Origin of the sequence: Pseudomonas sp. ICBG1301 (assembly GCF_016918385.1) — a bacterium.
Lineage (GTDB): Bacteria > Pseudomonadota > Gammaproteobacteria > Pseudomonadales > Pseudomonadaceae > Aquipseudomonas > Aquipseudomonas palleroniana.
Map to the genome: position 1 here is coordinate 246527 of NZ_JAEKGB010000002.1, position 21132 is coordinate 267658.

The window sequence follows — 21132 nt, forward strand, 5'->3', positions numbered from 1 at the left end:
CTTGTAGATTTCCTCTCGACAGTTCTTACGGACGAGAACTCTCACCATTCTGACTGGTAGAGAGGAAATAGAAATGTCGCTTATCCAGGTAAACCCTTACAACCGGTTCTCCCACCTGCCTCCTGCGTCGGATGGGGCGGTGCCGAATCCGTCAACGCGAGACAAACGTGGCGCCACGGCTGCCGTAGCTGAAGCGCCACGCCGATTCCCCTCCGAAGAAAACGCGCCCAAAGGCGATGCAACCCTGCAGACCAAGGTGGGGCGCTGGCTGAGTTCAGGGGTTGCCCCTGAGCCGCTTATCCCGCGAAATGCCTCGATTGGGCCGTTTATCAGTCAATACCAACAGGCACTCAGCGAGCCGCCAGTGCAGGACTGGTTTCGCGCCAAGGGCTTGAAGATCTCTACGGTGCGCGTGTTCAGCGACAGTGTGGTGGGCGTGGTCAGTCGCGATGGAAAAGACACCTTCGTACGGTTTACCACCACCGATGGTTCCGGCTGGTGGGAGGCCAGTGGCAAGCTTCGCAAGGTGCAAAAAATACTCTCGCCGAGTGACTTGGGGATTCCCGCCAACATGCCCTCCGAGCCGATCCCGCGGGATATCATCCTGGATTTTTATGGGGTGCAACCTGCGAAGAACGAGCAGGCGGCACCCGCGCTGGGGGCACAGCTCAAGCGTAATGGCTGGCCGCCCATCAGCGTTGAGAAGCGCCAGCAGTGGCGCGACGCTTTTACCCGCACAGTGACGGCGAACAGCGATGCAACCGCTCGCAGCGGTTTGGCCGAACAACTTCGCCAGCGCTTGCGAGGCCTGAAGGAGGGCGAGGCTCTGCGGTTGGATGAGCAAGCCTATGTGGCGCCACCGGGCTCTTCTCTGGAGCGCAACAGCCAATTGCCACGCCAAGCCTTTGTCGAGCTGCTCGCCTCACCAGCGTTTCGGGACTTTCTTGAGAAAATCGGCCTGGACAGCGTCGGTGACCGTTTCAGAATCAGTCAGGGCGAGCTTCAACAGTGTGATGCGAAGGGCACGTGGCGGTCCCTGCAAGCCTACTTCGATGACGAAGTTGGCAAGAATCCCGACCCTGGCGTGCAGGCAATGAAGAGCCGGTTACAAGCCTTGGTCGAGCAAAGTCAGAAAACCGGCAACGCCCTGTACTCCACCGATACTTGGGATATGCGCCAGGCACTGGATTTCTTTGGCCTGAGTTCGCCCACGACGCTCGAGCAAGGCCGCGACGTGCAGGCTTGGCTCGACACGCGATGGCCTGAGCCGCCGCTCACCGCTGACTACGCAGCTTTGACCCCCTACACCTGGACACCGGGCGCATTGACGGAGGCTGACTGTGAAGTGCTAACGACTGGCGCGGCGAGCGTCGCCGGTTTGTTCGATAGCTTCCTGGCCACCCCGGACCCCTGGCAGGCGTTGTCTGCAGACCCTGACCGGCGGTTGACCGCTTTTTTTGATTCGCCCGCTGCCGTGACCCAGGCCGAAGCCTTGGCCAAGGAACTCAAGCTTTTCGACGTGGCTGATGGTCAGCCGTTACCCAGGGCGCAGCGTCATGCGTTGCTCGCTACGGCGCTCAAGCTCAACCTTCAGGGCAGCCTGCCGGGCAAACCAGGAGAAGTAGCCGGCTACGCGATTTATCAGCCTGCCAATTTCGGGCGCACGCAAAAAGAGGTGCGTGCCGACATCGAGCGGCACCTGCGGGAAAAAGGCGCCAGCGCTGAAAGTGCGCCGTTTCTGGCGCATATGTTCCTGGCACAGGCTGCGCCGGAAATGTTGCTCAAGCCCGACCCACAACTGCCTGCCTCAATACCCCAAGTACTCAAGCAAAACCCCGATGACGTGCGGATGGGTTCCCCGGCATGGCTCGCCATGCGTCTGGGCTGTGGGATCGCCGAAGCGCTCGCCGGGCCAGGCAGTTCGCGGGCGATGAACGCAACGCAAGTCAATGCCCTGGCACGCTTGCAACCGCAAAACCCGGAGCAGGAGGCGTTGATCAAAGGTGTGGGCACCCTGCCTTTGTTGGAGTGGGCCGTGATGGCCGGCGTGTTTCCCAAGCCGTTGGACGGCAAATACACCGCGCAAAACTACCAGGCGGCTGCACAAGCCTTCACCGAGCAGCAAAACAGCCTCCGCGACGCCTTCCAGACGCTGACGGCCGAGCCGCCCTCGATGACCCGCCTGCTTGTCGAGCAATTGACGCTACTGTTTCCCGAGATGAGCGAAGATGAAATCCGTGGCTTCACCTTGCGGCGGGTGGCGGATCCCAGGCAGCACGGCCAACCCCATGAGGTTTTGTTGACTGAGTTTCTTCTGGCGGAACAAGACTCGCCGGGTGCGCTGGTCGCGTTCAACACGTGGCTGAACGAATACCGCGCCGGTAAAGCGAAGTACAAGTTCGAACATCCACGCATTTCCCAGGCGGATTTTGATGAGCGGATCAAAAAACTGCCGAAAATCGCACCGCTGGTAGCGCCCGCCATCGAGCGCTACGTGGCTGATTGCCGTGCGGCCCAGGCCACGGTACTCAAACTCATGTTTGCGCAGTTGCCGCTGGAAGACCGTAAGGCCCTTGAAGTGGGGCAAATCGAATTCTTCAGTTTGCGCGAGGAGACCGGCGAGGCCATTGAGGACGACGAAGGCGCCGATTCCAAGGTGGCCGAACACAAGGGCACGCATGGCACGTTGATCCGTTACGAGACCGGCGCCGTCGAGCCTCGGTTCGGGTATTTCGAGGTGTTCCCCGGCGCCATGCGTATCGTCAAGCGCACCGACTTGAACTACACGCTGCCGCTGGGCGGGCAGGTCGAACTGGGACAGAAACCCTATGGCCCCTTTGCCTATGTGCGGCAGGAGTTCCGACACACAAGACCTGCCAGCTTTGATTTCGCGGCGTATAAAACCGGCAGCGAGCCGAAAGCCGGCGTGCAGTCATCGGTCATCATCGAAAAGGCCGCGACCGACCTGCCTGCCACGTTGATACCCGGACATCCAAAGCACGCACAGCTGCCGGTGCCCACGACGTTCAGCAGCGCAAAGATCGGCCGCATTGTCGAGGGCGTACTGAGTAACAGCTTTGCCATGCCGCGTGAGCCTTTGCTCCGCTATGCCAACCAGCCCACCGACTATCAACGTCGCCGGGCATTCCCGTTTGGCTCCGAGGACGTTTTCGGCCCTGAAAACCTGCGGATGGTCTTGGGCCTGCTGCCGTTTGTCGGCGCCTTCGCCGATGTCGCGGAGGGCAAGACGGCGCAAGGGGTACGCGGCATATTGATCGATTTCGCCTCGTTCGCAGTGACCGGTGGGTTAGCGGGTGTGAAGAGCTTTTACAGAGGGCTGAAAGTGGTATTGCCATTTAATGGCAGGGCATTTTCCATGCAGGGGTTCGCGGGGGCCTCGCCGTTTTTTCGCAGCGTGCTCAACCCGTTGGATGGCGCCATTGGGGTATTGAAAACGGGGCAGAAGGTGGCGGCTTTCGGTAAAAACTTCATGCGCGGAGAGTTGCGCGCCCTGGGGGCGGATATCTACCTGCCTGCAACCGTGTTTGAAAAGTGTCGCTGGGGAGCAGGCGTGTACTCCAGCGTCAACGCAGAATCCGGCCAACCGGCTGGCAGCCGCGCCGGCACCTGTGCCGGACGCCCGTTGTACGCCGTGCAGAAAAACAACCTGTGGTATGCGATCAACCCGCACACCTTCAAGCCTGAAGGGGCGCCCCTGCAGGGCTTTCAGCCGTCGGCCGCCTGACCTCACAGACGCCTTCGCCGCGACAGTGGCGAAGGCGTGCGCAAAGGTCAGTTCAAGCCCAACTTGCCGCGCAGGGTCGACAGGTCTTCGGCCAAGGTATTGACCGGGCCGACCAGGGCCTTGCGGTCGTTTTCCTTGACCTTGTCGTAGGTCTCAAAACCGCCATCCTTGGTTTTGTACTTGGCCAGGATCTTGTCCACGGTGGCGAAGTTCTTGTCGACTTTGGCCAGGAAGGCCTTGTCCTGCTTCTCGATCTGGCCACGGAACAGATCGACGATTTTCTTCGCGCCGTCGACGTTGCCCTGGAAGTCATACAGGTCCGTGTGACTGTAGCGGTCCTCTTCGCCGGAGATCTTGGTGGCCGCGACCTCTTCGAGCAGCGCAGCAGCGCCGCCGACGACTTTCTCGGGCGGGAAGGTCAGGCCTTCGACGCGGGTCTGCAGGTCCTTGACGTCGCCGTTCAGCTTATCGGCCAGGGCGCCCAGGCCCTCGGTGGTGTTTTTGGAGAACAGCGCGTATTCGATACGGTGGAAGCCGGTGAAGTCTTCGGCTTCAACGCCTTTCTCGTGATCGTCGACACGCGAGTCGATAGACGCGTCGAGGTCGCTGAACAATTCGGCGATCGGCTCAATCGACTCGTAGTGCACGCGGGTCGGCGCATAGAGTTTCTTGGCGGTGGCCAGGTCGCCTTTCTTCACGGCGTCGGTGAACGCCTGGGTCTGGGTGACCAGTTCACCGATTTCTTCGGTGACGTAGATCTTGTAGTCCGACACCGGGCCTACCAGGTCCAGCGGCGCAGTGGCGGCGAAAGCGGCCAGCGGCGAAAGGCTCATTAACAACGACAACGCGATAGACGACTTCTTCATGGGACGTATCCGCTCTGGGTTTGTTTTAGGTATTGGCAGTGGTTTGAGGGTGCGAGGCCGCGAGCAGCGTACGCCCGAGGAAGTCCTTGGGCCCCGTGACGCCCGGCAAGGTGAAGAAGTACCCGCCGCCGACCGGCTTGAGGTATTCCTCCAGGGGCTCGCCGTTGAGCCGGGTTTGCACGCTGATAAAGCCTTTCTCCAGGTCAGCCTGGTAGCAGATGAACAACAGCCCCATGTCCAGCTGACCGTTTTTATTGACGCCGTTGGAGTAGTTGAACGGCCGACGCAGGATCAGGTTGGCCTGGGTCTGCGGCGTACGCGGGTTGGCCAGGCGGATGTGGGCATCGAGCTTGGTCAACTTGCCTTCCGGGTCTTTGCTGTAGTCCGGCACCTGGCTTTCGTGCTGGCCATCCATGGGCGCGCCCGTGGGTTTGACCCGACCGATAATGCTTTCCTGTTCCTGCAGCGGGGTACGGTCCCAGCGCTCGACGAAATTGCGGATGATCCGCACCGCCTGATAGCTGCCGTTGGCGGCCCAGGCCGGTTCATCGCTGCTCGGTTGCACCCAGACGATCTGGTCCATGGCTTTGTCGTCGTTGGAATTCGGGTTGGCCGAACCATCGCGAAAACCGAGGAAGTTGCGCGCGCTCTGGGCCGGTTCGCCGGGTTTGGCCGGGGCCTGGGGCGGAACGCTGCCTTCCTGTTTCCAGCGCACCAGCAGCAGGTCCGGCAGGTTTTTCACGATGTCGCGCAGGGCGTGGATATTGGTGTCGGTGGTGTTGGAGGAAAACTGCAGGCTCAAGTCGCCATGGCACTGCGCCGGCTCCAATGCATCATTGGGAAAGCCGACCATGCGGATCAGGCGCTTGGGCTTGACCGCCGCCAGGCCGAAGCGCTCATCGAACAGCGATTCACCCACCGATACGGTGATGGTCAGGTTGTCCGGTGTCACCACCGGGCCGAGAATGCCGGAGTCGGTCGGCGGCAGTTTCGGGTCGACTTGCGGCACGGGGCCGCCGGTCATCAGGAAGTGGATGCGTTCGTTCAGGGTACGGAACAGACGCTCCAGGTCTTCGCGGTCGCCGGCCAGTACATCGAACGCCACTACCATGCCGCAGGCCGGGCGCGGGGTGACGATGCCGGTTTGGTGTTTGCCGAAGAAATCCTGGTGGTCCTGGGTCTTGTCGCTGCGCGGTGCGGTGGTGACTTGCTCGGCTGCGGCGGCCATGGCCGGGCAGGTCAGGGCACTGCCGGCAATCGCCGCGCCGGTGGCCGCCATGCCCAACAGGACACGACGACGTTGGAGGTTGGTGTGTTCAGAATCACTCATGTGTGCGGTCGTCTTCACTGCAGGCCGGAAAGGCCAAGGGCGGGGTCGATTCCATCGAGTGCAACGGCCAGAGCCTTGGCCTTGTCGGCGATCTGCTTGCGCTGATCGGCCGTAACGCTGTCGTAGCGGCTGAATTGACCGTCGACTTTGAAACCATTGAGTTCGGCATCGAACGCGTCGAGCGCGCTGTCGACCTTGGGCAACAGGTCGGCAGCGGATTGGGTCAACAGTGGGCGCATCAGGTCGACCACCTTGCGTGCCACCGCAAGGTTGGCGGCAAAGCCGTTCAAGTCGACGTGGCTGTAGCGTTCTTCTTCACCGCTGATCGCACGCGTGTCCGCCAGGCTGTTGAGGTTGCGTACCACGATGCCGACCAGTTGTTCCGGTGGCAGCGACTGCGTCAGCAATTGTTGCTTGAGCTGGGTGACATCGCTGACCAGGCGTTGGGCAACCGGTGCCAGGCCGTCCAGGTTGTGCTGCTGGAACAGGCTGTATTCCAGGCGGTGGAAGCCACTGAACGCGGGGTCTTGCTCGCGCTTTTCAAAGTAGTCGGCACGCGCGTTGATGGCGTTCTCCAGTTCGGCCAGGCGCTGGGAGGCGGGCGCCAGCCGTTGGTAGGCTTCGCGGGCCGGCACATACAGCGCCTGCGCCTGGGCCAGGTCACCGGCGTCAATGGCTTGCTGCAGGGCGGTCACGGCCTTGACCAGCGTGCTGCCCTGGCTGCTCAGATACACGCGAAACTCCGACAGTGGGCCGATAAACGCCACCATCGACGGCTTGGCCTTGGCCTGTGCGTCGGACTCGGCAGTCGGCGTCACATGCAGGGTGCCGCGTGGGTTGCTCAGCAGCCCGCAGGTGATGGCGTAGTCGCCGGGCAACAGGTTGGCGTTGATCACCTGGCTCAAGCCGGGCGCGATGTTTTCGCGCTCTTCGACCACCAGCACACCGTCGAGGATTTCCCATTCCACCGCACGGTCGGAGCGGTTGATGATACGAAAGCTGGCACGCCCGGCGGGCACGGTCAGCGCGTTGGGTTCACAGGCGTGGCTGTGGATGGTCACGGCGATTTCATTGTGGTTGCTCTGGCGTTTGGCCGCGGCCAACTGCGAGGCGTAGTAGAACAGGCCACCGGCGGCGATCATCACGACCACCGAGCCGGCCACGGCCCAGCGCAGGGCGCGGGACGGTGGGGCCGGTTGAGGGGTTGGGTTGGACAAGAGGCGGTCCTTACTGGCTGGAAGCGGAGGAAGGTTTGGTAATGGGTTTGGCGGGCGCCGAAGGCAGGAAGAACATCACCAGGGCCACCACCAGATAAATCAGATAAGCGCCCAGGGTGCTGACGGTCGGCGCTTCCTGGTAACCGAACATACCGGCCAGCACCGAGCCCAGCGGGCTGTCCATGGGCAGCGCGGCGCTGAAGTCAAACAGCACGGTTTGCAGGTGATTCCACACGCCGGCTTCATGCAAGGCCTGCACTGAGTTGGCGAGGATGCCGGCGGCGACCACCAGAATGAACAGGCCGGTCCAGCGGAAGAACGCGCCGAGGTTCAAACGCATGCTGCCGGAATAGATCAGCAAGCCGACCACAATCGCCAGGATCAAGCCGAGCAGGGCACCGATCGGCGCGCCGGGGCCTTCGCTCTGTTGGAACACGGCCAGCAGGAAGAACACCGTCTCCAACCCCTCACGGGCCACGGCGAAAAACACCATGGCGATCAGCGCGAACACTTGGTGTTTTGAACCAGCGAGGGCGTGGTCGAGGGACTCATGCAGGCTGTGCTTGATGGAGCGTGCGACCTTGCGCATCCAGAACACCATGGAACTGAGGATGCCCACGGCGATCAACCCTACGACGCCTTCGAAGAGCTCCTGTTGTTTCTGCGGGAACTCAGCGCTGACCAGCTCCAGGCCACCGCCTACCAGCAGGGCCAGGGCGGCGGCGAGAAATACGCCGATCCACACGGCGGGCATCCATTGGCCACGGCCGGTCTGTTGCAGGTAACTGGCGATGATGCCAACGATCAATGCGGCTTCAATGCCTTCGCGCAGCATGATTAAAAAAGGAACAAGCATTCGGCACCGCAATCATGACTGGATGGGATGGCAATTTGTAACATAATGATACTCATTGCTAAACAAGAAATATTGACTTTCGCTGAACCGAGGCTGAACGGTGGTGGCGAATCGCAAGCGCCTTTATGATGCAGGCCTTGCTTATGCGCCGTTGAAAAGCCCATTCCCCATGGCGGAAAAAGACACCATCTCCATCCATCTTGTGCGTGAGGCGCTGCTGCAGAGCTGTGCGTGCGACATGGCGATTGCCGAAGTACTGAGTAAGGCCGGTATCGACCCGGCGGCGTTGGAGCAGGGCGACGCCCGTGTGCCGGCGACGGCGTATGCGCGGTTGTGGCGTTTGTTGGCGCGGCGCATGGACGATGAATTTTTCGGAATGGACCCGCGCAAGCTCAAATCCGGCAGCCTGGCGTTTCTCTGCCGCGCCGCCATCGCGCAACCGACCCTGGCCGACGGCCTGGAAACCGCGCTGGGGTTTCTGTCGCTGATGCTCGAGCGGTTGCCCGCGCAACTGGTCCGCCAGCAGAGTCTGGCGGAAATCGTGTTGGTGGAACCCGAGGCGCAACCCAATCGGGCATTTACCTATTTTACCTATTGGATGATTGTCCACGGGGTGGCGTGTTGGCTGGCGGGGCGCCGGATTCCGATCCTGGCCATCGAGTTGCGTTGCGCGCAGCCGGACTTTTGCGACGATTACCAAGTGATGTTTTCCGACAACCTGCGTTTTGATCGGCCACGCACGCGCATGATCTTTTCCGCAGACTGCCTCGACCTGCCGATCAAGCGCAGTGACGAGGAACTCAAGCGCTTCCTGGCCCACGCGCCGGCCAACATCCTGGTCAAATACCGCGACCCTGATAGCCTCGCCAATCGCCTCAAACACGACCTGCGCCAAATGCCCCCCGAGACCTGGCCGGAAACCGAGGGTCTGGCGACCCGCCTATGTATTTCCGCCTCCACCCTGCGCCGCCGTCTGGCGGAAGAAGGGCAGACCTACCAGGGCCTCAAGGACAGCGTGCGCAAGGAACTGGCGATTGTCTGGCTGGCCGAACCGCAGATCAGCTTCGCTGAAATCGCAGCGCGGCTGGGGTTTGCCGATGCAAGTTCATTTTATAAGGCATTTCGTAAGTGGTCGGGGTCCAATCCTGGGCATTATCGAAGTTTGATTCTGAATGAACACAGCCGGTTTTAGTTGCCGCCCTGCGGGACTAGGAAATAACTGACCAAGACTTTCTCCTGGGTATGACAGCGTTGGCTTATTTGATGATAGGACGCGTCTGGCATATTCAGGGTTATAAAACGTGCATTGTAGGTAGGTGATTCCTACCTGTAGTTCTGTCTGAGGGGTTGGGGGATAGGTAGGTCACTTGATCAACCTGTCGTTCAACTGTGAGGATGGAAATCATGAAAAGGTTTTTTGCCTTTGCCGTTTTGATGTTGGCTTTTATGTCCTTTCAAGCGTTTGCTGGGTGTTGGTCTATTACGGACACCTATACGGGAATACTGGAAGGAGAAAGCGAAAAAGTGGCCTACGGACCCTTTACCATAACCTCCGCGAATGGGTGCCTGAATGCGAACATTGATGCAACCATTACTGCGGTAGACCGCGGAAGGCCACCTCAGCTATCGATACATAAGGAAATAGGTTCGTCGTGGGCCCAGGTGGCAGGAAATACGGGTAGTAATGTTTTGTATAGCGGTTCATTTGGTACTTATCGGGTGATGATAAAAAATCCTGATGCTGCACCTAAAGTCTACTTGGGAACTGTCAAGTACGGTCGCTGAAGAGCGTGTCAGCAGTGAGCCCAAGCTGTTGATGGGCTCACTGCTGGCTAAGTGTCGCAATCATGCCTGATCATCCACAGAAAGCTTAGGGTTGGATGAGTTGGCGAAGTGCATGAGGGCACCGATAGCATGATTGGCTGCGACCATTGCCTGTTTCCATCTCAGATTATCCTGTGTAGCGTGACCGGGGAATTCCTCGAGAAATTTAGCATACTCTTCTAACTTCTCATTGAATAACGCGATGGCGTTAAATTTAACGTGCGTATTTGCCTGATTGCCATTGGCATCGAACTCTCCATTTCCGCTTATGAACATTCCAAATGTCATTACGTCAATCGCTCCGCTATCGTAAAGTTCTCTGCCTACTTTCTTTAGTTCGCGTGTACTGATCGATGCCATATCGTAAGTTTTCAAAAAATCCTTTAACTCGGCAACCTTCTTGTTGTCGCTAGTTTTCAGTATCTCGGTTGCCTTGGCATCGTCCGTTATAGAAAATGCGTTTTTGACTTCTTTAGGGTTTTTGATGAGATAAGGGCTGGTGGCCTTTGACCGTTGTGCGAGTTCAATCGTGGGTACAATTGCCATGGTGATGACCTCCGTTATCACTTGCCAATATTTACTGCGCAGCCTGATACTAGAATCAATCGCCTCAATAGTCATAGCTTAAGTAGGCTGTGAAGAATATTTAGAAGTTGCCTACAGAACCCTACAATCGGTTCTGACAGCTTGATCCGTCACCGGCTTTCCGGGTCAGAAGCAGCGCCAACTGAGCCTCCTGAGAATTCGGGCCTACCCAAGACTCTTGTTCTCTAAATCAATCTTTTGTGTACCCGCCAGTAACGTTAAACCCACACCGAACAAACCAATAAAACAGGCGATTGCAACTATAATTAAAGTTAACGAAAAACCATATTTTTCGAGTAATCCACCGAAAACAGTATAGGAAAATCCAATAATAACTGAGTTGACTAGGTTCGCAACGGAGAGACAGGATGCTCGGATTCGCGATTCGACATTATCGTGGATATAGGTTTCATATGATGTCTCATAAATAGCGGGAAGCGACATGATCAACAGAAAGATCGCAATTGAAGCGGTTGTTCCGATATCCATTGATAGGACCAAAAGAAGAGGTGTAACAATAATGGTTGTAGTGAAAGCAATTATCCCGAGAGAAAATCTGGAGCAAATAAACCCAGCAAACATGAACATGATTGCCGAGATGCCTTCAATGGCAGCATAAATGCCTGCAATGAAAGGTATCGCTAAACCCTGCAAGGAGAAAAATGGCTGCCCATAGATAAATAAAGGAATCGTTGAAAGTTCGAGTAAAGCGAATCCAATAAATAAGGGGATGAGGAAGGCGCCGTTTTTAGAGCGAAAAAATTTAACGAGCGAGGTAAAAATTCCTTCTGCTTTTTCATGAGTGACGTCGATCTCTTTATCGTGGGATAAAGAAATGGACGGGAATTTTATTTCGGGAATGAACGTTACGACAATAGCCCCCATAAGCTTTGAGATCGCAAAGGAAACATAAACACCATTCCAGGACCATGTGTCTTGTAATACACCACCAACCAGCATGGACAAACCTAACGATATCGCACCAATAGCACGCGCACGCGATAATATTTTAGGGTAATCTTCAGCCCGATTTTCAGCCAATAAGTTATCGTATAATAGCGCCCGATCCGAGCCCGAGCCCATGGCAATGCTCGCGCCGAACAGGCAAAAGATAATTGCGAAAGGAATGAAGTCTGAAAATAGTAAAAAGCCAACCCCGCTTGTAAACAACCCTAAAAAGCCGATTATAAGCGAACATTTGCGACCATATCGATCTGCTAGCAAACCAGAGGGGATTTCTAACGCCACTGAAGAAAAGAATAAAAAGGATTGAAGGATGCCTATTTCTCCCTGGTTGATTCCAAGTTGAAGCAGGTAAAGTACAAATAGACTTCTCTGAACATCCATATTCATTAATATCGACAACGAATAATACAGGTTGTCGTTCTTGTTTTTTTGAAGTTTGTACGCGAACATTTTCTGTGGGTTCAAAAGGGCTGGGGCTTAAGTTTAAGGCTAATGCATCTGGTTTTGAGTCATCAAATTTTGTAGTTCTATGTGTCAACACATATGAGTCATAAAAAATAGCAGCCGCAATAAGCACTCTCTAAGCCTCAACACCAGACACAGCGCGGTATTAGGACCTTACTTACAAAAGACTTCTCATCTGACTTACAGTAACAACCTTCAACATTTTAGGCCCCCCAAAACAAAAAAAGCCCCGCGACCGAATGGACCGCAGGGCTAAAAATTGGCTGGATGCGACCAACCAAAGGAGCGCTTTACATCATTTGGCGCTGGCGACCACCGTGTCCGGCTGCCAGCCGCCACCCAGGGCCTTGTAGATCGCGACAATCCCGCGATACAAGTCAACTTCGGCCTGGGCCTGGGCGTCTTCGGCGGCCAGGCGTTCGCGTTGGGCGTCGAGCAGGACCAGGAAGTCCACGGTGCCTTCGCGGTAGCGGATCGCTGCGAGGTCGGCGGCGGCGCGGCTGGATTCGCTTTGACGGATCAGCGAAACCAGGCGCTGCTGGCGTTTGCCGTAGTCACTGAAAGCATTTTCCGACTCTTCCAGCGCCAGCAGCACTTGCTGCTCATACGTTGCCAGGGCGCCATCGGCTTCGGCGTTGGCGCCGCGCAAGCGGGCACGCACGCTGCCGAGGTCAAAGGCGGCCCAGGTAATGCTCGGGCCGAGGGACCAGGCGTTGGCGGCCGCTGAACCAATCTGCGAACCGCGCCCGGCGGTAAAGCCGAGAAAGCCGCTGAGGCTGACCCGTGGGAACAGGTCGGCCTTGGCCACGCCGATACGTGCGGTGGCGGCGGCCAGTTTGCGTTCGGCACTGAGGATGTCCGGGCGACGTTGCAGCAACTGCCCCGGATCGCCGATCGGCAATGCCTTGGCGATCGCCGGCAGGTCTTTCGGGCTCAGGTCCACGCTCAGCTTGTCGGGGCGCTGGCCGAGGAGGGTGGCGATGCGGTTGCGCTCGCGCACTTGTTCGGCCTGCAATTGCGGCACGCTGGCTTCAACCGCCGCCAGGCGGGCGTCTGCGCGTTCCACATCGAGCTGATCGCCCACACCGGCATCACGCAGGCTGACGGTGATGGCGCGCGATTCCTGCTGGTTCTTCAGGTTGTCCAGGGCAATGCGTTCACGCAATTGAGCGCCGCGCAGTTGGCCGTAGGCGTCCACCAGTTCGGCAATCATGGTGACTTGCAGTTGGTACAGGTCGGCTTCGGCCACTTGCTGGTCGGCGTCGCTGGCCTCCAGGTTGCGGCGGATGCGGCCGAACAAGTCGACTTCCCAGGCCATGTCCAGCCCCAGGTCGTAGCGCTCGCTGTTGACGCGCTTGGTAGTCTGACCCGGGATCTGGCCTTTACCCACGTCACTGCTGGCCCGCGAGGTCACCACCGGCATGATGTCGGTGGCCACGTCATCGCGAATGGCCCGCGCCGCCCGCAGACGGGCGAAGGCGACGCGCAAGTCACGGTTACCGCTCAGTGACTGGGTGACCAGTTGGTTGAGGGTCGGATCGTCGAACTGCTGCCACCAGATGCCTTCGTATTTGGCATGGTCATAGCTTTTGGTGTCGGCGGCGGCCGTGATATTGGCCGCCTCCAGCTTCTCGGTTTTGTAGTCCGGGCCGACCGCACACGCGCTCAGTGCGAGTACCAGCAGGCTCGGCAAAAATACTTTCACACTCATTGCTGTGTCTCCAGCTTCAAGGCCTTGGCCGCTTTGCGCGTTTCGCTGCGCTCCACATAGCGACGGATCAGTACGTAGAACACTGGCGTCAGCAACAGCCCGAAGAAGGTCACCCCGATCATCCCGGAGAACACCGCCACGCCCATGGCATGACGCATCTCGGCACCGGCACCGCTGGACAACACCAGGGGCACCACACCCATGATGAAGGCGAACGAGGTCATCAGGATCGGCCGCAGACGCAGACGGCAGGCTTCCAGTACCGCAGCGAGCGGGTCGAGGCCTTCCTGCTGTTTATCCTTGGCGAACTCGACGATCAGAATCGCGTTCTTACAGGCCAGGCCCACCAGTACGATCAAGCCGATCTGGGTGAAGATGTTGTTGTCGCCGCCCGAGATAATCACCCCGGTAATGGCCGACAGCAGCGTCATCGGTACGATCAGGATCACCGCCAGCGGCAGGCTCCAGCTTTCGTATTGGGCGGCCAGTACCAGGAACGCCAACAGTACGCAGAGCGGGAATACGAACAGCGCGGTATTGCCCGAGAGGATTTGCTGATAAGTCAGGTCGGTCCACTCGTAGGTCATGCCGTTGGGCAGTTCTTCTTTCAGCAGTTTTTCAATCGCCGCCTGAGCCTGGCCGGAGCTGTAGCCCGGTGCGGCGTTGCCGTTGATTTCGGCGGTGATAAAGCCGTTGTAGTGCATTACACGGTCCGGGCCCGAGGTGTCGCTGACCTTGATGAAGGTCGCCAGCGGGATCATCTCGCCTTTGTTGTTACGCACTTTCAACTGGCCGATCTGGTCTTCATCCAGGCGGAACTGCTGGTCAGCCTGCACGTTGACCTGGTAGGTACGGCCAAAGCGGTTGAAGTCGTTGGCATACAACGAACCCAGGTAGATCTGCAGGGTGTCGAAGATGTCGCTGATCGCCACGCCGTGGGTCTTGGCTTTTTCGCGATCGATGGCGGCATCGACCTGCGGTACGTTGACGGTGTAGCTGGTGAACAGGCCAAACAGCTCCGGCACGTTATGGCTCTTGGCAATGATGTTCTGGGTTTCTTTGTACAGCTCGTCATAACCCAGGTTGCCACGGTCTTCAATCTGCAGGCGGAAGCCGCCAATCGTCCCCAGGCCCTGTACCGGCGGCGGTGGGAAGATCGCCATGTAGGCTTCCTGGATGCTGCTGTACTTGCCGTTCAGCGCACCGGCAATCGCACCGGCCGACATGCTCGGGTCTTTACGCTCGTCGAACGGCTTCAAGGTCACGAACACGATGCCGCTGTTCGGGCTGTTAGTGAAACCGTTGATCGACAGGCCCGGGAACGCCACCGCCGCTTCCACGCCCGGTTGTTTCAGGGCGATATCGGACATGCGCTTGATCACGTCTTCGGTGCGGTCCAGGCTCGCGGCGTCCGGCAATTGCGCGAAGGCCACCAGGTATTGCTTGTCCTGGGCCGGTACGAAACCGGTTGGGGTGTGGGCAAAGCCCAGCCAGGTCAGGACGATCAAACCGGCGTACAGGAACAGCGCGATAGCACTGCCACGAATCACGCGGCGCACGGTGCCGACATAACCATGGCTGGCCTTGTCGAAGAAACGGTTGAACGGTTTGAACAACCAGCCGCCGAGCAATTTGTCGAGGAACCGGGAGAAGCCGTCTTTCGGAGCGTCATGCCCTTTGAGCAGTACCGCAGCCAGCGCCGGCGACAAGGTCAGCGAGTTGAACGCCGAGATCACCGTGGAGATCGCAATGGTCAGCGCGAACTGCTTGTAGAACTGCCCGGTCAAGCCGCTGATAAAGGCCGCCGGCACGAATACCGCGCACAGTACCAACGCGGTCGCGATGATCGGGCCGGTCACTTCGCTCATGGCTTTTTCGGTCGCCGGGAACGGGTCCAGGCCCAGCTCGATGTTCCGTTCGACGTTTTCCACCACCACGATGGCGTCGTCCACCACGATACCGATGGCCAATACCAGGCCGAACAGCGACAACGCGTTAAGCGAGAAGCCGAACAGGTGCATCACCGCAAAGGTACCGATCAAGGAGACCGGCACGGCCACCAACGGGATGATCGAGGCGCGCCAGGTCTGCAGGAACAGGATCACCACCAGCACCACCAGAATCAGTGCTTCGAACAGCGTGTGTACCACCGCTTCAATCGAGCCGCGCACGAAGATGGTCGGGTCATAGACGATGCTGAAGTCCATGCCTTGCGGGAAGTTCTGCTTGAGTTCCGCCATCTTGGCGCGGACTTCGTTGGAGATTTCGATCGCGTTCGAGCCCGGACGCTGGAAGATCGGGATCGCCACCGCCGGCTGGTTGTCGAGCAACGAGCGCAGGGCATATTGGCTGGAACCCAGTTCCACCCGTGCGATGTCTTTCAGGCGCGTGATTTCACCGTTTTCGCCCGAGCGAATGACGATGTTCTCGAACTCTTCCTCGGTTACCAGGCGGCCCTGAGTGTTCACCGACAACTGGAAGCTGGTGGCATTCGGAGCCGGTTGCGCACCCAGTGCACCCGCGGCCACTTGGCGGTTCTGTTCGCGAATCGCGGTGACCACATCGGTCGCGGTCAGGTTGCGCGAAGCGGTCTTGTTCGGGTCCAGCCAGACGCGCAGGGAATAGTCGCCCATGCCGAACAACTGCACGTCACCCACGCCGCCCAGGCGTGCCAGCTCATCCTTCACATTGAGCAAGGCGTAGTTGGACAGGTAGAGCATGTCGTAACGCTTGTCCGGGGAGGTCAAGTGCACAACCATGGTCAGGTCGGGAGAGGCCTTGTCCACGGTGATACCGATGCGCGTCACTTCCTCAGGCAGCTTCGGCTGAGTCCGGGTCACACGGTTCTGTACCTGTACCTGCGCGTTGTCCAGGTCGGTGCCCAGGGCAAAGGTGATGGTCAGGGTCAGCTTGCCGTCGGCGGTCGACTGCGAGGACATGTACAGCATGTTCTCGACGCCGGTGATGGCTTGCTCCAACGGAGCGGCCACGGTTTCACCGATGACTTTGGGGTTGGCGCCGGGGAAGTTGGCGCGTACCACGACGGTCGGCGGCACCACTTCCGGGTATTCGCTGATCGGCAGTTGGAACAGCGAGATCGCACCGGCGATCAGGATCAACAGCGAGAGCACCGCTGCGAAGATCGGCCGCGAAATGAAGAACTTGGAAAAATTCATCTTGAGTCGTATCCCTTAACCGCGTGGAGTCGCGACGGCTGCGAGCTTGGGCGCGGCTTTATCCGGCGCCACTTGCTCCAAGTTGCTGGCTTCAAGCGCTTGTCGTTGTTGTGCCAAGGCGGCGAGGGTTTCCTTGCTGGCCATCGGGATGGTTTCCGGCGCTACCGGCGACCCCGGGCGAATGCGCTGCAAGCCCTTCACGACGATGGTGTCGTCCTTGTTCAGGCCGCTGCGCACGATGCGCAAGCCTTCGATCTTCGGCCCCAGTTCCACCGCACGATAGGCCGGCTTGTCGCCGTCCATCACCAGCACGAACTTCTTGCCCAGGTCGGTGCCGACCGCCTCGTCGTTGATCAACACGGCGGAGTAGGTGCCGCTGCCGACCAGCTTCAGGCGGGCATACAGGCCAGGGGTGTATTCGCCCTTGCTGTTATCGAACACGGCGCGACCGCGGATGGTGCCGGTGGCCGGGTTGACCTGGTTGTCGACAAAGTTCATCTGGCCCAGGTGCGGGTTGCCGGCTTCGTTGGACAGGCCCAGGTACACCGGGGTGGTTGCGCCACGACGGCCTTCGCGGGCCAATTCGGTGTACTTGAGGTACACGCGTTCATCGGCGTCGAAGTAGGCATAGACCTTGTCGGTGGAGACCACGCTGGTCAGTGCGGTGACATCGGCAGTCACCAGGTTGCCGGCGGTGATTTCGGCACGGCTGACGCGGCCGCTGATCGGTGCGGTCACGCGGGTGAAGCTCAGGTTCAACTTGGCCAGGTCCAACTGCGCCTGGATGCCGGCCACGGCGGCGCGAGCTTCCTGGGCGGCGGTGGTGCGCGAGTCGGCCAGTTCGGCGGAAATCGCATTGCTCTGACGCAGGCGTTCGCCACGTTGCGCTTCATTATCGCTGCGGGTGGCGGCGGCTTTGGTTTGGGCCAACTGGGCTTCAAGGCGGCGCACTTCGGCCTGGAACGGACGCGGGTCGATCTGGAACAGCAGGTCGCCTTTCTTCACCAAGGCGCCTTCGGTGAACGCCACCTGATCGATCTGGCCCGAGACTCGCGGACGAATCTGCACGGTTTCCGGGGCTTCCAAGCGGCCGGTGAACTCGTCCCACTCGTTGACCGGTTGTTCCAGCACCTTGGCCACGCTGATTTTGGCAGGGGGCATGGCGGCCGCTTGTTCCGGGATTTTGCCGCATGCGCTCATCACCACCACGGCCAGGATCGCCAAGGGGAAGCGCAAATGTTTGAGTGACTGTTCCATGAGGTGCATCCGCCAATGTATTTGAGATGGGCGGATCATGCGCGGCGATGTGCTATGTCACGAATCGAATGAAGCAAAGGTAACTATCATTCGGAATGATATAAGCGCGAGATTAGCCCTCTAGCATGGGGGTTTCGTTAGGGTGCTATCAATAGGCGTGATGACAAAAGACTTTTGCACGCTGCGCAATCAGTCTACGCAGCGCACATGTCTGGCGGTGTGGCAGGGTGTGTTTTGGCTAAAGTGCGCCCAACTGCTTCATCAGTGTGAGGTTGTCTTCGATGTGCCAGTTGGCGGCGATCTTGCCGTCTTCGATCTGGTAGATATCGGTGGCGATGAAATCCACCGACTGGCCCGTGCCCTTGATCTCGCCAAAGGTGCCGGTGAAGTGCCCGCGAAAATGCAGGTGCACCACGACCCGGTCACCGGCGATGATCATTTGTTCGATCTCACAGCTCAGGTCGGGCACCGCGCCACGAAAAGCCCGGGAAGCCAGCAGGGGGCCTTGGAGCCCTTGTTTGCGCCCTGGCGGTGGGGTCTTGTCGATGAAGTGATCGGCCAACGCTGCGCGGGCCAGGGTTTCATCGCCGGTATGCCAGAACGTGTCGTAGCGCCGGGCGACGTTTTCCATGGTCTCGCGTTGGCTGGTGGTGAGGCTTTTGTCGACCACAAGTGTTCCGGGTTTGACCAGCTCGATGTTTGCGGCGACGGCCGCACCCGACAGGGCCAAACCCAAGGCCAGGGCAGTGATTCGATAGTGTTTCATTGGGCTGTTTCCTTGAATGCAAAAGGGGGAGGCTTCAAATCGTCTCGGTTTCCCGCAGGCTGAGCGGACTCTTGAGGGTGTAGTCGGCGATGGCGTCCTTGCGCATGAAGGCCACGCCCGGATGACTGCTGGCGTAGCGCAGGAACTCGTCTGAGCGGTTGGCCACCGGCTTCGAACTGCATCGAGATCGACACCACCAGCCGCGTGTCGCCGGGCCAGAACCGGCCGTTTGGCGGGCTTTGGGCCGGGGCAGGCGAGGAGGCTGGCGCCGTATGGGCGCTGGCCGGATTGAGTAATGCGCCTGCGGCAAGTACGGCTGCGCCTGCACCGGCCTGGGCCAGGAAGGTGCGCCGCTGAGGGTCAGGTGGCGCAAGTGGGTTGCGGGGGGCATTCATCGGGGCCATCCCGGATTGAATGATGGGCACTGTCGGGTCACTGGAAGGCATCGCTTCACTCCACGCTGTAAACGGATGGATGCAACCCTATGCCTTTAGGTTTATTTTGATAATCAGGCAAAAATCAAAAACCATCTTCGGAAATACCGAACAATGCTGCTAAAGAACCTTGAACTGTTTTTGCTGATCGTCGAGAAAGGCGGGTTATCGGCGGCCGGCAGGGAGCTGGGGCTTTCGCCCGCGTCCGTCTCCGAGCGGCTGGCGCAGTTGGAAGGTTTCTACGGTGCCAGCCTGCTGAACCGCACCACGCGGGCAATCAACCTGACCGACGAGGGCCGACTGCTGGTCGAGGGCGCGCGCCAGTTGCTGGCGCAAGCCGATGAACTGCACAGCAGTATTCGCCTGGGGGTGCACCAGATCTGCGGGCCGATCCGCCTCAGCGCTCCCGTAGACCTCGGGCGCCAACTCATTGAGCCGATCCTGGCGCAGTTCATGGAGGAGCATCCGCAAGTCAGCATCGACCTCAACCTGAGCGACGGCTACGTCGATCTCGTCAGCCAGGGCATCGACTTTGCCGTGCGTTATGGGGCGTTGGCCGACAGCACGTTGCACGCCAGGTCGATGGGTGAGAACCGCCGCGTCGTATGCGCCTCGCCACAGTACCTGGAACGCAATGGCACGCCGCTGCACCCCGAAGACCTGACCCGCCACGAATGCCTGGTGATGCGCTTTGGTAGCAATATTTCGCGCGAGTGGACCTTCAAGCGTCACGGGCACACCCATCGGGTCCTGGTGCGCGGCCGCAGGGTGGCCAACGACGGCGCGTTGGTGCGGCAGTGGTGCCTGGCCGGTCATGGCATCTGCCTGAAATCGGTATGGGACGTCAGCGCCGACCTCGCTGCCGGACGCCTGGTTGAGCTGCTCAAGGACTACGACCTGGGCAGTACCGCGTTGAACATCGTCTATCCGCCGACCCGGGTTCAGCCGCAGCGGGTGCGGATGTTGATCGAACGGATCGTGGCGCGCTTGTCGAGCGTCGATGCGACGGTGGTTTGAGGCTGAGAGGTACCGAAGGCCATGCGGATGTACCGCCCGTGCCTACTCGTACCGGTTGAGGGTTTCAGCCCGCACATAGGTGCGCAACACGTGATCCCACAGCGGCGACGACACCCCGAAGTTCTTTTCGACACCCTGGCGATGGTGCAGATCATGATTGGCCACCAGCCCCGGAATAAAACGGTAGGCCCAATGCTCGGGGCGGTGCATCACGTAGTGCACCGAGATGTAAATGAAGTATCCGCTCACCGCCCCCACAAAAACCGAGGTCAGGCCAGTGAACCAGGCCAGCAGCAACAGCGCGGCAAAGGTTGCGCTGGTTTTCCAGCTCGACACGCCGATGTAGGCGAGTACGTCGACATGGTGGGTCCAGTGCTCGCGGCGGTACAGCGAATGGAACAGGAAGCGGTGGGCCGAGTACTCCACGAGTGTCCAGGCCAACCAGCCGGCCAGTGCCAGGCCGAGGTCAAAAGGCGCGAGGTAGAGGGCAAGGAGGATGAAGAGGGGAACGGTGAAGAAGTCGAGGTAATAAGCGACTGACGACATCAGCCATTTATTGGAAGCAGCCATGTGCAGAATATCCCTGTAGTGCCGATGGTCGGGAGCGCGATTCTCAGGGATCGCACCGTCGCCGACAACTGTTTCGCGTGGCACTGCGACGCAAGTCTCAGCCTGCGCTCGCCGTGACCTGCCGACCGGGTACCGCTGCAATCGATTCACGCGTGTCGCGAACGTCGGTTGTTTATAGGGTTTCACGAAACGTATGATCAGTACACGCGACCTGAGCGGGTCGCGCCGCACCAACTCCTCCAAAGGACAATCGCATGCAAAAGCACTTCGGTAATTCGGGCCTGTTCAAGCTTGTTTCGTATCGCTGCAACGCGTCCCTGGCGAACGGTATCGCCGCCTGGGAACTG

Annotated in this window: 16 protein-coding genes; 4 read left to right on the forward strand and 12 right to left on the reverse strand. The window is 59.1% G+C overall.

Annotation, left to right across the window (positions count from 1 at the left end; all coding sequences use genetic code 11):
- The first annotated feature begins 73 nt into the window (after positions 1–73).
- Entirely contained in the window at positions 74–3745 is a 3672-nt protein-coding gene (locus JBE38_RS05130) for a hypothetical protein (RefSeq protein WP_240202422.1), read from the forward strand.
- 47 nt (positions 3746–3792) lie between these two features.
- Here JBE38_RS05130 and efeO (JBE38_RS05135) read toward each other — a convergent pair whose 3' ends face one another.
- The 4 genes from efeO (JBE38_RS05135) to efeU are packed head-to-tail and all read right to left on the reverse strand — an operon-like array spanning position 3793 to position 8014.
- On the reverse strand, positions 3793–4611 hold the full coding sequence (gene efeO, locus JBE38_RS05135) for an iron uptake system protein EfeO (RefSeq protein WP_104993549.1): 819 nt from the start codon (positions 4609–4611) through the stop codon (positions 3793–3795).
- Between the two features lie 25 nt (positions 4612–4636).
- Positions 4637–5941 carry an iron uptake transporter deferrochelatase/peroxidase subunit gene (gene efeB, locus JBE38_RS05140; RefSeq protein ID WP_205343737.1) on the reverse strand — a complete coding sequence of 435 codons (1305 nt, stop codon included), beginning with the start codon at positions 5939–5941 and terminating at the stop codon, positions 4637–4639.
- Between the two features lie 14 nt (positions 5942–5955).
- Positions 5956–7158 carry an iron uptake system protein EfeO gene (efeO, locus tag JBE38_RS05145; protein ID WP_205343738.1) on the reverse strand — a complete coding sequence of 401 codons (1203 nt, stop codon included), beginning with the start codon at positions 7156–7158 and terminating at the stop codon, positions 5956–5958.
- A 10-nt stretch (positions 7159–7168) separates the two neighbouring features.
- Positions 7169–8014, reverse strand: coding sequence for an iron uptake transporter permease EfeU (gene efeU, locus JBE38_RS05150; RefSeq protein WP_198763115.1), 846 nt, complete (start codon positions 8012–8014; stop codon positions 7169–7171).
- A 169-nt stretch (positions 8015–8183) separates the two neighbouring features.
- On the opposite strand from efeU, the gene JBE38_RS05155 reads away from it, so the two are divergent.
- Both JBE38_RS05155 and JBE38_RS05160 read left to right on the forward strand, forming a co-directional pair.
- Positions 8184–9206, forward strand: coding sequence for an AraC family transcriptional regulator (locus JBE38_RS05155; protein ID WP_205343739.1), 1023 nt, complete (start codon positions 8184–8186; stop codon positions 9204–9206).
- A gap of 212 nt (positions 9207–9418) precedes the next feature.
- Positions 9419–9799, forward strand: coding sequence for a hypothetical protein (locus JBE38_RS05160; protein WP_205343740.1), 381 nt, complete (start codon positions 9419–9421; stop codon positions 9797–9799).
- 60 nt (positions 9800–9859) lie between these two features.
- Here the strand turns inward: JBE38_RS05160 and JBE38_RS05165 are convergent, their stop codons facing one another.
- The 7 genes from JBE38_RS05165 to JBE38_RS27795 all read right to left on the reverse strand — a co-directional run bounded on the left by JBE38_RS05165 (position 9860) and on the right by JBE38_RS27795 (position 18930).
- Positions 9860–10384 (reverse strand): hypothetical protein, encoded by a 525-nt coding sequence (locus tag JBE38_RS05165; protein WP_126870620.1) that lies wholly within the window; start codon positions 10382–10384, stop codon positions 9860–9862.
- 204 nt (positions 10385–10588) lie between these two features.
- A complete protein-coding gene (locus JBE38_RS05170; protein ID WP_205343741.1) occupies positions 10589–11776 on the reverse strand; it encodes an MFS transporter in 1188 nt (395 codons plus the stop codon).
- A gap of 373 nt (positions 11777–12149) precedes the next feature.
- Entirely contained in the window at positions 12150–13565 is a 1416-nt protein-coding gene (locus tag JBE38_RS05175) for an efflux transporter outer membrane subunit (protein WP_060752820.1), read from the reverse strand.
- On the reverse strand, positions 13562–16741 hold the full coding sequence (locus JBE38_RS05180; RefSeq protein ID WP_205343742.1) for an efflux RND transporter permease subunit: 3180 nt from the start codon (positions 16739–16741) through the stop codon (positions 13562–13564). Before JBE38_RS05180 ends, JBE38_RS05175 begins: the two co-directional genes overlap by 4 nt.
- Positions 16742–16756: 15 nt before the next feature.
- A complete protein-coding gene (gene mexE, locus JBE38_RS05185; RefSeq protein ID WP_205343743.1) occupies positions 16757–17998 on the reverse strand; it encodes a multidrug efflux RND transporter periplasmic adaptor subunit MexE in 1242 nt (413 codons plus the stop codon).
- A gap of 238 nt (positions 17999–18236) precedes the next feature.
- A complete protein-coding gene (locus JBE38_RS05190; protein ID WP_205343744.1) occupies positions 18237–18764 on the reverse strand; it encodes an ester cyclase in 528 nt (175 codons plus the stop codon).
- A 34-nt stretch (positions 18765–18798) separates the two neighbouring features.
- The gene (locus JBE38_RS27795) at positions 18799–18930 is read right to left on the reverse strand and encodes a hypothetical protein (RefSeq protein ID WP_268876211.1); all 132 of its coding nucleotides are present in this window, start codon (positions 18928–18930) and stop codon (positions 18799–18801) included.
- A 382-nt stretch (positions 18931–19312) separates the two neighbouring features.
- Here JBE38_RS27795 and JBE38_RS05195 point away from each other — a divergent pair, with 382 nt between their 5' ends.
- Entirely contained in the window at positions 19313–20215 is a 903-nt protein-coding gene (locus JBE38_RS05195) for a LysR family transcriptional regulator (RefSeq protein ID WP_205343745.1), read from the forward strand.
- Between the two features lie 42 nt (positions 20216–20257).
- Here JBE38_RS05195 and JBE38_RS05200 read toward each other — a convergent pair whose 3' ends face one another.
- Positions 20258–20785, reverse strand: a complete 528-nt coding sequence (locus tag JBE38_RS05200) for a sterol desaturase family protein (protein WP_205343746.1) — start codon at positions 20783–20785, stop codon at positions 20258–20260.
- Positions 20786–21132: the final 347 nt, after the last annotated feature.